This is a genomic window from Pseudokineococcus basanitobsidens (assembly GCF_037482545.1).
In the GTDB taxonomy this organism is placed as follows: domain Bacteria; phylum Actinomycetota; class Actinomycetes; order Actinomycetales; family Quadrisphaeraceae; genus Pseudokineococcus; species Pseudokineococcus basanitobsidens.
Map to the genome: position 1 here is coordinate 1 of NZ_JBBIAA010000031.1, position 11,888 is coordinate 11,888.

Here is an 11,888-nt window from a genome sequence, read left to right on the forward strand (position 1 = left end):
ACGCCCACCCGGACCCGCCGGACCCGCCGGCCCCGTCGCCAGCGTCGCCAGCAGCGCCGGCGTCACCATCGCGGTCCCGGCCCTGGCCCGGGCGCTCGTCCGCAACCTCGTCCGGAACCTCGTCCGGGGCCTGGCTGGGGCGTGCGTCCGGACCCCCGTCCGGGTCGTGGCCGTCGGGCACGGGCGGCCGGTCGTCGAGAGCCACGCGCACCACCTCGTCCACCCCGCCACCGACGTCGAACAGGTGTTCGACTGAGGAGAACGGTAGCGGGAGGGTCCGACAACGCCCCGCACCCCGCGAGAGCTGTGGACGGCCGTTCGGCAGCGGCGCCTGTGGGCGCCGCGGTGCCGATCTGTGGACCTGTCGACCTACCGATCTCGAGCGGGCCGGAAGGAAGGTGCCCTCCGGAGACGGCGGTCGTGCCGGCGACGAGGTGACCGCACCGCGACGTCGACAGGCACGTAGGCGCCGGGAGCCGTCGCGGTCGACGCCTCGACCGGCGTCCACAGGGCCACCGGCGACAGCCCGATCCACAGGTGTGCCACGACGCGGCCCCGTGTGCGGCGCCCGGCGCGAGCCTTCGGCGATCGGGTCGCGCCGGGCGGCCCGGACGAGGAGGGCCACCATGTCCCAGAGCACGACTGACCGGAGCTCCCGCTGCACCGCCCGTCCTCCGCGCGCACGGCGCGCGGTCGGCTGTCGAGGCGTCGGCGGGCCGCTGTCCCCGCACCTGCTGCGCACCGGACCCGCTCCGCTCACCGAGGTGGAGCCGGACGGAGTCTCGCCCTCCGGCCGTGGTGAGGGCTCCGCGAGCTCCTCCGTGGTCGTCGCCGTCCCGTCCGTGCGTGAGGTCGCCTCCGTCGACGGGCGGCGCCGCGACGGTGGGCGTCTCGTCGGCGACGCGGGCATGGCCACCGCCGAGTACGCCATCGCGACGCTCGCTGCGTGCGGGTTCGCCGGGCTGCTCCTCGCCCTCCTGGCGAGCGACCAGGTGCGGGGGCTTCTGCTCGGCATCGTCCAGCGCGCCCTGACCGTCGGGTGAGGTGCCGCCGCACGCACCTCCGGTCGCCGAGGTCCGTCGTCTGCACGCCGGCCCCGGTGGCCACAGGTCGGGCCGGCGGCTCGGGGACGTCGCCCCGTGGGCCCTGCCGCCGGCCCCGTCAGCGTGCCGACGGGGGTGCCGTGACGGCCGAGCTCGCGGTGGGGCTCACCGCGGTCGCCGTCGTCCTGGCGGCCGTGCTTGCGGTCGGCCAGGCGGTCGTCGCCCAGGTGCGGTGCACCGACGCGGCGGCCGCGGGCGCCCGTGCCGCGGCGAGGGGGGCGGCGGAGCCCGAGGTGGCTGCGACCGCGGCGGCCCTCGCCGGCCCCGGGGCACAGGTGCACGTCGTCCCTCGGGGCTCCTCCGTGCAGGTGGTCGTGCGGCAGGAGGTCGAGCTGGCGCTGCCGCTGAGCCCGGCGCTGCCGGTGGAGGGGCGGGCGGCCGCGATGCTCGAGGAGCCACCGACGGGAGGAGGGCCGTGACGAGTGCCGCGCCACCGGGCCACCACCGCCGGGGCCAGGGCCGGGGCCCGGCGGAGGGGGACCGGACCGCGGACGTCCCACCCGCCGGTGACGGGATGCCCGCCGGCCGGTCCGCTCGGTCGTCGAGCGACGAGCGGGGCGCGGGGACGGTCGTCGTGGTCGGGCTGGTGCTCGTCGGGCTCCTCCTCGCGACGGCGACCGCCGTGCTGGGCCAGGCCGTCGTCGCCCGTCACCGGGCGACGGCGGCCGCCGACCTCGCGGCTCTCGCCGCCGCGGACGTGCTGCTCGGGAGGGCCACGGGAGACGCCTGCGGTGCGGCGGGTCGCACCGCAGCGGCAGGAGGAGCACGCCTCGTCGGGTGCGCGCTGGGCGGGCAGGAGGTCGTCGTGCACGTGGTCGTCCCCGTCGACGGGGTCCTCACGGCCGTCGGACCGGCGACGGCGGCCGCCCGCGCAGGTCCTGCCGGGTCGCCCTGACCACGGGCGACGCCCGGCGGGTCCGGAGGGCGGCGGGGAGACCTGCGGGGCGAGACGGCGACGCGGCCCGACGACCACGCCGGGCACGCCCACGTCCGCCGGTCCTACCGGTGAGCGCTGTCCTCGTCGGCCTCCGCGAGGGCGGCGCGCAGGAGGCGGACGGCGCCGTCCTTGTCCAGCGGCTCGTTCCCGTTGCCGCACTTGGGTGACTGCACGCACGCCGGGCAGCCGTCGCGGCACGGGCACGCGGCGACGGCGTCAGCGGTGGCGGTCAACCACGTCCGGGCGGCGTCGAAGCCGCGGGCGGCGAAGCCGGCCCCGCCGGGGGCGCCGTCGTGGACGACCACGGTCGGGAGGCCGGTGTCCGGGTGCAGCGCCGTGGAGACGCCGCCCACGTCCCAGCGGTCGCTCGTCGCCACGAGCGGCAGCAGGCCGATCGCGGCGTGCTCGGCGGCGTGCGCCGCGCCCGGGACGGCGGTCGCCCCCACGCCGGCGCCCTCCAGCAGCGCCTCCGGGACGGTGAGCCACACGGCCGACGTGCGCAGCACCCGCGGCGGGAGGTCGAGCGGGTGCTCGCCGAGCACCTTCCCGTCGCCGACCCGACGCCGGAGGAAGGAGACGACCTGGCTCGTCACCTCGACCTCTCCCGTGGCCACGGCGGCCTCCCCCCAGGTCCGCCGTCGCCGCTCGGACAGCAGGCGGACGTCGGAGACGTCCCTTGCCGTCGTGGTGACGTCGACGTCCTCGCGCCGGACGAGCGCCGTCGAGGACCCGAGGTCGAGCTCGTCGACGACGTAGGTGCGCCCCCGGTGCAGGTGCACCGCGCCGGGGTGGACGGTGGTGTGCGCCGAGGCGGCGTCGACGTCCCCGACCACGCGTCCGGTCGCGACCTCGACGACCGAGAAGGGCTCGCCCCCCGCCCCGCGGAGGTCTACGTGGTCGGCAGGGCGACCCTCCCCGACCCAGAACCAGCCGTCGCCGCGCCGGCGCAGGAGCCCCCGGCGCGCGAGCGCGTCGAGGAGGGCACGTACCAGCGTCGGGTCGCCGAAGCGGCCCAGCTCCTCGGGGCGCAGGGGGGCCTCGGCGGCTGCGGCCGCCAGGTGCGGCGCGAGCACGTGGGGGTTCTCCGGGTCGAGCACCACCTCCTCGACGCCGGCGCCGACGACGGCCTCCGGGTGGGTGACGAGGTAGGTGTCCATCGGGTCCTCCCGCGCGACGAGGACGGCGACCGCGTCGGTGCCGCGCCGGCCGGCACGACCCACCTGCTGCCACAGCGACGCGCGCGTGCCCGGCCACCCGGCGAGCAGGACGGCGTCGAGGCCCTGGACGTCCACGCCGAGCTCCAGGGCGCTCGTCGTCGCGAGACCGCGCAGGTCGCCGGACCGCAGGTCCCGCTCCAGCGTCCTGCGCTCCTCGGGGAGGTAGCCGCCCCGGTAGGCGGCGACCGTCCCGGGCAGCCGCGGGTCCACCTCGGCCAGCAGCGCCCGCGCGGAGAGCGACACCTGCTCGGCAGCCCGCCTCGACCGCGTGAAGGCGAGCGTCCGCGCGCCGGCCGCGACGAGGTCGGCCAGCAGCTCGGCCGTCTCGGCGGGCGCGGCACGGCGGGCCGTCGGCTCGCCGTGCGCCGTCCCGCCGGCGCCGACGGGACCGCTCCTGCGGAGCATCGGCGGCGGTCGCCACATCAGCAGCGACAGGGCGCCCCGCTCGGAGGAGTCGTCGTCGACGACCTCGACGTCGAGCCCGGTGAGCCGCCGCGCCGTCCGCCCGGGCCGGGCGGTCGTCGCGCTCGCCAGCACGACCACCGGTGCGGCGCCGTAGCGGCCCGCCACCCGCAGCAGCCGCCGCAGCACGGCGGCGACGTGCGAGCCCAGCAGTCCCCGGTAGGCGTGCGCCTCGTCCACGACGACGTGCCGGAGCCGCCGCAGCAGCGACGCCCACCGGGCGTGGTCGGGCAGCAGGGAGCGGGAGAGCATGTCGGGGTTGGTGAGGACGACGTCGGCGTGCGACCGGACCCACGCCCGCTCCTCGCGGGGCGTGTCCCCGTCGCAGGTCGCCGCCACGACGCCGGGGACGGCGAGGGCCTCCAGCGAGGCGAGCTGGTCCGCCGCGAGCGACTTCGTGGGGGAGAGGTACAGGGTCGCGCCGCCGCGCCACGCGTCGCGGGCAGGGCCGCGCTCGCGGGCCGCCGTCAGCGCGGGCAGCCAGTAGCCGAGCGACTTGCCCGACGCCGTCCCGGTCGCCAGCACCACCGGACGTCCGGCCCGCACCAGGTCGGCCGCGCGCACCTGGTGCTCCCACGGCTGCGGCACGCCGGTGCGGCGGAGCGCCGAGACGACCTCCGCGTCCGCCCACACGGGCCAGGGGGCCCGGCGACCGGCCCGGCGGGGCCGCTCGTGCACGTGCAGGAGACGCTCGGCGCGACCCGGGGGGTCCAGCAGCGCAGCGAGCGCCGCCCCCCGGACGTCGGCGGCCCGGACGTCGGCACGCCGGACGTCGGCGCGGGTGCTGGGGCCCGCGTGCGGGGCCGGACCCGCGCCGGTGCCGCGACCGACGGCCGAGAGGGAGACGGGGACCGGGGCCATGCCGGGGCACGCTGCCAGGCGGGTGCGACAGCGGGTGACGGCGCGCGCGGCCCGGGCGTCGGATGGTCTAATGCGGCAACCGGCCACCGCCGGGCGGCCCGTCGCCACGGCCGCCGCACAGCCCGACGCCTGGGAGTCACACGTGGACCTGTCCGTCACCAGCCACGAGCAGGGCGGTCGCACCGTCGTCGCCGTCGGCGGCGAGATCGACGTCTACACCGCTCCGCAGCTGCGCGAGCGGCTCAACGACCTGGTCGCCGACGGCCAGTACCACCTGGTCGTCGACATGCAGGGGGTCGAGTTCCTCGACTCCACCGGCCTCGGCGTCCTCGTCGGCGGCCTCAAGCGGGTGCGCGCCCACGACGGCTCGCTGCACCTCGTCTGCACGCAGGAGAAGATCCTCAAGGTGTTCCGGATCACCGGCCTCACCAAGGTCTTCCCCATCCACGAGACCGTCGAGGAGGCGGTCACCGCCTCCTCGAGCACCGAGGACTGAGCGCGGCACCGACCGCCGCGCCCGCGCGAGCGCGTCGTGGTGACGCCCGCGGCCCGGCGGTCCCCCTCCTCGTCGCCGTGCTGGCCGCCGTCGGCGTCCTCGCGGTGTGGGCTGCGCTGGTCACCACCGGCCCCGGCCAGGTCGTCGACGAGGTCGCGTTCGCGGGCTCGGTGCGCGGTCGCGACCTGCTCGACGGTCGTGCGACCGACGTCCTGTCGCTGGTCTCGGAGGGGACCCTCGTCCTGGGCGTCGTCGTCCTCGTCGTCCTCGCGGTGCTGCGCCGCCGCCTGCGCCTGGCCGTCGCCGCCGTCGCCCTCGTCGGGGGCGCCAACGTCACGACCCAGCTGCTGAAGCACGTCGTGCTCCAGCGCCCCGACCTGGGACTGGGGAGCGCGAACTCCCTCCCGAGCGGGCACACCACCGTGGCCGCCACGCTGGCCGTCGCCCTCGTCCTCGTGGTCCCCGTCGCGGTCCGGGGGCCGGTCGCCCTGCTCGGCGCCGCCTACACCGCGGCGACGGGGGTCTCGACGCTCGTCGCCGGCTGGCACCGGCCCAGCGACGTCGCCGCGGCCCTGCTCGTCACCGCGGGCTGGACGGCGCTCGTCGTGGCCGGGCTGCGCGTCCTCGGCGGCTCGGCGACCGGGCGCGTCGGGCGCGGCTGGGCCGCCGCCCTTGCCGCCGCCGGCGCCGCCGGCGCCGTCCTCGGCCTCGCCGCCCTCCTCGCCGCGGCGGCCGCCATCGACGCGGCCGGGACCGTGGTCGTCGCGAGCGCCGCGCAGGACGCGGGTCGCGGCGTCCAGCTCCTGTCCTACGCCGGGGGCGTCCTCGTCTCCGCCGGCGGCTCGGCGCTGCTGCTGGGGGCCGTCCTCGCGCTGCTGCGGCGGACACCCGCCTGACGCCCGTCGGCCCAGGCGGGCGCACCTAGCCTGGCCACGTGCAGACCGCCTCCCCCGACGTCGACGTGCCCGTGGTCGACCCGTCCCTGGCCGCGTCGCTGCGGCTGGACCTCGCCGAGGTCGGGGGCACCGGGTACCGGGTCGACGCGGTCGAGGAGCTGCTGGGCCCGGTCGCCGCCGCGGCCCTGCACCGCGAGCACTCCCTGCCCGCGCGCCGCGCCGTCGCCGAGGGGCTGGATCGGCGGGACCCGCTCGCCGCGCTGGTCGGTGCCTTCGTCCTCGGGCTGGAGGTGCCCGCCGACGTCCTCGCGGCGGCGCTGCCGCGGTGCGGGCTCGAGGGCGCCGCCGCCCTCGGCCTGCTCCACCGGGGTCCGCAGGGGACGGCGTCCCCGCTGCTCGAGCTGCGGCCGTACGAGGCCGTCGACGCGGTCGGCCCGGCGCACTGGTGGGTGGCCTCGGACCTCGGCGAGATGGCGGCGCCCGGCCCGCTGCGCACCGACCACGTGCTCGGCATCGGCGGCGCCTCGACGACGCTGGCCGGCGCCGCCGTCCGCACGCCCGTGCGGCGGGCGCTGGACCTCGGCACCGGGTGCGGCGTCCAGGCCCTGCACCTGCGCCGCCACGCGCACGAGGTCGTCGCCACCGACGTCTCGGCCCGGGCGCTGCGGGTCGCGGCCCTGACGCTGGCGCTCGACGGACCCTCCGAGGAGGGGACGGTCGAGCTGCGCCGGGGGAGCCTGCTGGAGCCCGTGGCGGGGGAGTCCTTCGACCTCGTGGTCTCCAACCCGCCGTTCGTCATCACGCCCCGCCGTCCCGACGTCCCGGCCTACGACTACCGGGACGGCGGCCTCGTGGGCGACGCGCTCGTCCAGCAGCTCGTCGAGGGCGTCGGCGCCGTCCTCGCCCCGGGCGGCACCGCGCAGATGCTCGGCAACTGGGAGCACCGCAGGGGCGAGCCGTGGACGGAGCGGGTCGCGGCGTGGCTCGACGCGAGCGGCCTCGACGGGTGGGTGGTCGAGCGCGACCTCCTCGACCCGGCCGCCTACGCCGAGACCTGGGTGCGGGACGGCGGCCAGCCGCCGGGCCCGCAGGCCGACGGTCTCGTCGGTGCCTGGCTCGACGACCTCGCGTCACGGCGGGTCGAGGCCGTCGGCCTCGGCCTGGTGGTCCTGCGGCGTCCCCTCGACGACGCCCGGCCACGGCTGCGCCGGCTCGAGCAGCAGCCCGGCCCCGTGGCGGGACCGCTCGGCGGCCACGTCGCCGACGTCCTCGCCGCCGAGGAGGCGCTGGCGTCCCTGCCCGACGACGCCCTCGCGACGCGCAGGCTGCGGGTCGCGGGCGACGTCACGGAGGAGCGCCACGCGCGCCCGGGGGCCGAGCACCCCGAGGTCGTGCTGCTGCGCCAGGGGGGCGGCTTCGGCCGCGTGGTCCGCGTCGGCACGGCGACGGCGGGCGTCGTGGGCGCCTGCGACGGGCAGCTGCCGCTCGGCGTCCTCGTCGGCGCCGTGGCCGCCCTCCTCGACCGACCGGCGGAGGACGTCGCGGCCGAGGTCGTCCCGGTCGTGCGGCACCTCGTCGCCGACGGGCTCCTGCTGATCGGGGGGAGGGCGTGAGCGCCCCGCCCGCCGGCGGCCCGCGGGAGCGCGACGAGCGGGGGCGCGCCCAGAACGCGCGGCCCCGTGACGTCCTGGGGCGCCCGCTGCCGCGCGGCGCCGAGGGCGTCCCCCGCGTGCCGGAGGACCTGGACCTCCCGCCGCGCGAGGCGCTCGTGGAGGCGCAGCGGCTGCTCGACGCGGGCATGCCGTTCCACGCCCACGAGGTGCTCGAGGCGGTCTGGAAGTCGGCCCCGGCGGCCGAGCGCGACCTGTGGCAGGGGATGGCGCAGCTGGCCGTCGGCCTCACCCACCACCTGCGCGGCAACGACCGTGGCGCCGGGGTGCTCCTGCGCCGAGGACGGGGACGGGTGGCCCCCTGGGCGTCCGGGACCTCGGACCCGTCCCCGGACGGCGGGGCGCTCGTCGACGTCGACGGCCTGCTCGACTGGTCGTCGCGGCTCCTCGAGGTGGTCGACGACCGGGCGCGTGCGGGGACGCCCGACCCGCCGGTGCCGCCGCGCTCGCCCCGGATCCGCCGCCGCCCGTCGAGCGGGAGCGGCGCCGGTCCACGCGGGCTGCGGCTGGAGCGCCGGGCGCTGAGCGCCCGGGAGGCGGCCGCCGTCGTCGGCTGGCGCTACCCGCCGCCGCACGACCGGCACGACCTGCCCGCGCAGGCCGCGGCGGGCCTCGTCCGCCGCTCGCCCGGCGGTCGCGAGGGGTACGAGCCGGTCCTGGACGGCGACGGCGAGGTGGTGGCGCTCGTGTGCCTCGGGGTGGAGGCCACCGTGCCCGGGCAGCCGCACCGGCGACAGGACCGGCGACAGGACCGGCGTCCGGGCCGGGACGTCGGCGCGGGCCCGACGGGCGGGCGCCCCGACGTCCTCGACGTCGGCCTCGGGGTCCGGCCGGACCTCGTCGGCGCCGGGCTCGGCGGCCGGGCGCTGACGATGCTCGTCACCGCGCTGCGCGAGGGGCCGTCGGCGCCCGAGGAGCTGCGCGCCGTGGCGCGCGAGGCCGACGCCCGGGCCCTGGGGGTGCTCGCGCGGCTCGGGCTGACCGCGCGGGACCGCTTCGCGGCGCTGCCGCCCGGGCCGGCGGGCGAGGTCTTCGTCGAGATGCGCGGGCGCCTGGTCGACCTGCCCGGGTCCGACCCGTCCGACCCGTCCGACCCGTCCGGCACCGACCCGGCCCGGGCCGACCGGCCCGGCTGACCCCCGGCGCCCGGGGCGGCGCTGCGGTGCGTGCGCGGTGGAAGCGGTGCGCGACCACGGGGTCCGGACGCGTACGGTCTCCCGACGGGGCGGGCACGGCCCGCCGGTCGACCGCGGCGCAGCACGGCTGCCGACGGACGACGGACGACGGAGGAGGACGGGGCACCGTGGCAGGCACCACCGCGACGCGCACCGGGACGCGACGGCTCGTCATCGTCGAGTCGCCCGCGAAGGCCCGGAAGATCGCCGGCTACCTCGGCGACGGCTACGACGTCGAGGCCAGCGTCGGTCACATCCGCGACCTCCCGCAGCCGAGCGAGCTGCCCGCCGACATGAAGAAGGGCCCCTTCGGCCGCTTCGCCGTCGACGTCGAGAACGGCTTCGAGCCGTACTACGTCGTCGACGCGGACAAGAAGAAGAAGGTCACCGAGCTCAAGCGGCTCCTCAAGGACGCGGACGAGCTCTTCCTCGCGACGGACGGCGACCGCGAGGGCGAGGCCATCGCCTGGCACTTGCTGCAGACGCTCAAGCCGTCGGTCCCCGTGCGGCGCATGGTCTTCCACGAGATCACCCGTGAGGCGATCCAGCGGGCGCTGGAGTCCACCCGGGACATCGACACCGACCTCGTCGACGCCCAGGAGACCCGTCGGATCCTGGACCGCCTCTACGGCTACGAGGTCTCGCCCGTCCTGTGGCGCAAGGTCCGCGCCGGCCTGTCCGCCGGCCGCGTGCAGTCCGTGGCCACCCGCCTCGTCGTCGAGCGCGAGCGCGAGCGGATGGCGTTCCGCGCCGCCGAGTACTGGGACCTCACGGCGCAGGTCGCCGCCGCCGACGAGACGGCCGGCCAGGCGTTCCGGGCGCGCCTGACCCGCCTGGACGGGCGCCGCACGGCCACGGGCCGCGACTTCGACGACGCGGGGCGCCTGACCGGCGACGCCGTCGTCCTCGACGGGCCGGTGGCCGGTGCCCTGGCCTCGGCCCTCGGCGAGGCCGGCAGCGACCTCGGGGCGCGGGTCACCTCGGTCGACACCAAGCCGTACACGCGGCGGCCGGCCGCGCCGTTCACGACCTCGACGCTGCAGCAGGAGGCCTCGCGCAAGCTGCGCTCGAACGCGCGGGCGACCATGCGGACCGCCCAGTCGCTGTACGAGAACGGCTACATCACGTACATGCGCACCGACTCGGTCGCGCTGTCCGGCGAGGCCGTCCGGGCCGCCCGCCGCCAGGCGAGCGAGCTCTACGGGCCCGACTTCGTCCCGGCCTCCCCCCGCGTCTACGCCTCCAAGGCCAAGAACGCGCAGGAGGCGCACGAGGCGATCCGGCCGGCCGGGGACAGCTTCCGCACCCCCGCCCAGGTCTCCGGCGAGCTGCGCGGCGACGAGTTCCGTCTCTACGAGCTGATCTGGAAGCGCACCGTCGCGAGCCAGATGGCCGACGCCCGCGGCTCGACCGCGTCGGTGCGCCTGGGGGCGACCGTCCCCGCGACGCCGCTGACGACCGAGGCCCGCGTCGCCGGCCAGGACGTCGAGCTCTCGGCGTCCGGCACTGTCATCACCTTCCGCGGCTTCATGGCCGCCTACGAGGAGAGCCGCGACGAGGACCGGCACGGCTCCGGCGAGGACGCGCAGGACGGCTCGGACGGCCGCCTGCCGGAGCTCGCCGAGGGCCAGGGCGTCGACCTGTCCGACGTCGTCGCCGCCGACCACCGCACCTCGCCCCCGCCCCGCTACACCGAGGCGAGCCTCGTCAAGGCGCTGGAGCAGCTGGGCATCGGACGGCCCTCGACGTACGCGGCGACGATCTCCGTCATCGCCGACCGCGGCTACGTGCAGCACCGTGGCTCGGCGCTCGTGCCCACGTGGCTCGCCTTCGCCGTCACCCGGCTCCTGGAGGAGCACTTCGGCCAGCTCGTGGACTACCGCTTCACGGCGTCGATGGAGGAGGAGCTCGACCGCATCGCCTCCGGCGCCGAGGAGCGCCGCAGCTGGCTCACCCGCTTCTACTACGGACCGCTCGGCGCCGAGGGCGGTCCCGGCGGTGACGACGCGGGGACCGGCGCGGGCACCGGTGGGGGACCCGGCGGAGCGAGCCCGGCCGGCGCCGCCGGCGAGGCCGTCCCCGAGGGCCTCAAGCCGCTCGTGGACGACCTCGGCGACATCGACGCCCGCGAGGTCAACTCGGTGCCGATCGGCGAGGGCATCACCCTGCGCGTCGGGCGCTACGGGCCCTACCTCGAGGCGACCGGCGAGGACGGCGAGCCGCAGCGGGCCTCCGTGCCCGACGACGTCGCCCCCGACGAGCTGACGGTCGAGAAGGCCCGGCAGCTGCTCGCCACCCAGTCCGAGGGCGATCGCGTGCTCGGCGTGAACCCCGGCAGCGGGCGCTCCGTCGTCGCGCGGTCGGGTCGCTTCGGGCCCTACGTCACCGAGGTCGTCGAGGACCCGCCGGAGCCGGAGGAGAAGCCGAAGGGGCGCAAGAAGGCCCCGGCGAAGCCGAAGCCGCCGACGGCGTCGCTCTTCGCGACCATGCAGGTCGAGACCGTGACGCTCGACGACGCGCTGCGGCTGCTCTCGCTGCCGCGCGTGGTCGGCGTCGACCCGGCCGACGACACCGAGATCACCGCCCAGAACGGCCGCTACGGGCCGTACCTCAAGAAGGGCACCGACTCCCGCTCGCTGGAGTCCGAGGACCAGCTCTTCGACGTGACCCTCGAGCAGGCGCTGGCGCTCTACGCCCAGCCCAAGCGCGGGCGCGGCCGGACGGCGAAGCCGCCGCTGCGCGAGCTCGGGGACGACCCCGTGTCGGGCAGGCCGGTCGTCGTCAAGGACGGGCGCTTCGGCCCCTACGTCACCGACGGCGAGACCAACGCCACCCTGCGGACCGACGACGCACCCGAGTCGATCACGCCGGAGCGCGCCGCAGAGCTGCTGCAGGACAAGCGGGACCGTGGACCGGCGAAGAAGCCGGCGCGCAAGGCCCCGGCCAGGAAGCCCGCCGCGAAGAAGCCGGCCGCGAGGAAGCCCGCGGCGAAGAAGGAACCCGCCCAGGGCTGACCCGGGCCGCGCCTCGTCCGGACACGCAGGAGGGGAGCACCCGGTGGGTGCGGCCCT

At 77.8% G+C, this 11,888-nt stretch carries 9 protein-coding genes and 1 pseudogene; 9 read left to right on the forward strand and 1 reads right to left on the reverse strand.

Annotated elements, in window-relative coordinates; all coding sequences use genetic code 11:
* The 4 genes from WDZ17_RS15575 to WDZ17_RS15590 all read left to right on the forward strand — a co-directional run.
* A partial coding sequence (locus WDZ17_RS15575; RefSeq protein ID WP_339576099.1) for a hypothetical protein occupies nt 1–256 on the forward strand: 256 nt, incomplete at its 5' end.
* Between the two features lie 508 nt (nt 257–764).
* Nucleotides 765–1,043, forward strand: a complete 279-nt coding sequence (locus WDZ17_RS15580) for a DUF4244 domain-containing protein (RefSeq protein ID WP_339576100.1) — start codon at nt 765–767, stop codon at nt 1,041–1,043.
* A gap of 140 nt (nt 1,044–1,183) precedes the next feature.
* Nucleotides 1,184–1,522: a TadE family type IV pilus minor pilin gene (locus tag WDZ17_RS15585; RefSeq protein ID WP_339576101.1), complete on the forward strand. Its 339-nt coding sequence runs from the start codon at nt 1,184–1,186 to the stop codon at nt 1,520–1,522.
* Nucleotides 1,519–1,998 (forward strand): Rv3654c family TadE-like protein, encoded by a 480-nt coding sequence (locus WDZ17_RS15590; protein ID WP_339576102.1) that lies wholly within the window; start codon nt 1,519–1,521, stop codon nt 1,996–1,998. Before WDZ17_RS15585 ends, WDZ17_RS15590 begins: the two co-directional genes overlap by 4 nt.
* Before the next feature lie 104 nt (nt 1,999–2,102).
* Here the strand turns inward: WDZ17_RS15590 and WDZ17_RS15595 are convergent, their stop codons facing one another.
* On the reverse strand, nt 2,103–4,580 hold the full coding sequence (locus WDZ17_RS15595; RefSeq protein WP_339576103.1) for a DEAD/DEAH box helicase: 2,478 nt from the start codon (nt 4,578–4,580) through the stop codon (nt 2,103–2,105).
* Between the two features lie 142 nt (nt 4,581–4,722).
* Between WDZ17_RS15595 and WDZ17_RS15600 the strand changes: the two genes are divergently transcribed.
* The 5 genes and pseudogenes from WDZ17_RS15600 to topA all read left to right on the forward strand — a co-directional run bounded on the left by WDZ17_RS15600 (nt 4,723) and on the right by topA (nt 11,831).
* Nucleotides 4,723–5,076 carry an STAS domain-containing protein gene (locus WDZ17_RS15600; RefSeq protein WP_339576104.1) on the forward strand — a complete coding sequence of 118 codons (354 nt, stop codon included), beginning with the start codon at nt 4,723–4,725 and terminating at the stop codon, nt 5,074–5,076.
* A gap of 77 nt (nt 5,077–5,153) precedes the next feature.
* Nucleotides 5,154–5,972 (forward strand): phosphatase PAP2 family protein, encoded by an 819-nt coding sequence (locus tag WDZ17_RS15605; protein WP_339576105.1) that lies wholly within the window; start codon nt 5,154–5,156, stop codon nt 5,970–5,972.
* A 38-nt stretch (nt 5,973–6,010) separates the two neighbouring features.
* Nucleotides 6,011–7,585 carry a DUF7059 domain-containing protein gene (locus WDZ17_RS15610; RefSeq protein WP_339576106.1) on the forward strand — a complete coding sequence of 525 codons (1,575 nt, stop codon included), beginning with the start codon at nt 6,011–6,013 and terminating at the stop codon, nt 7,583–7,585.
* Nucleotides 7,582–8,082: pseudogene (locus WDZ17_RS17535) on the forward strand (DUF309 domain-containing protein); the annotation flags it as partial. The gene WDZ17_RS15610 and the pseudogene WDZ17_RS17535, both read left to right, overlap by 4 nt.
* 863 nt (nt 8,083–8,945) lie before the next feature.
* Nucleotides 8,946–11,831 (forward strand): type I DNA topoisomerase, encoded by a 2,886-nt coding sequence (topA, locus tag WDZ17_RS15620; RefSeq protein ID WP_339576108.1) that lies wholly within the window; start codon nt 8,946–8,948, stop codon nt 11,829–11,831.
* The last annotated feature ends 57 nt before the right edge of the window (nt 11,832–11,888 follow it).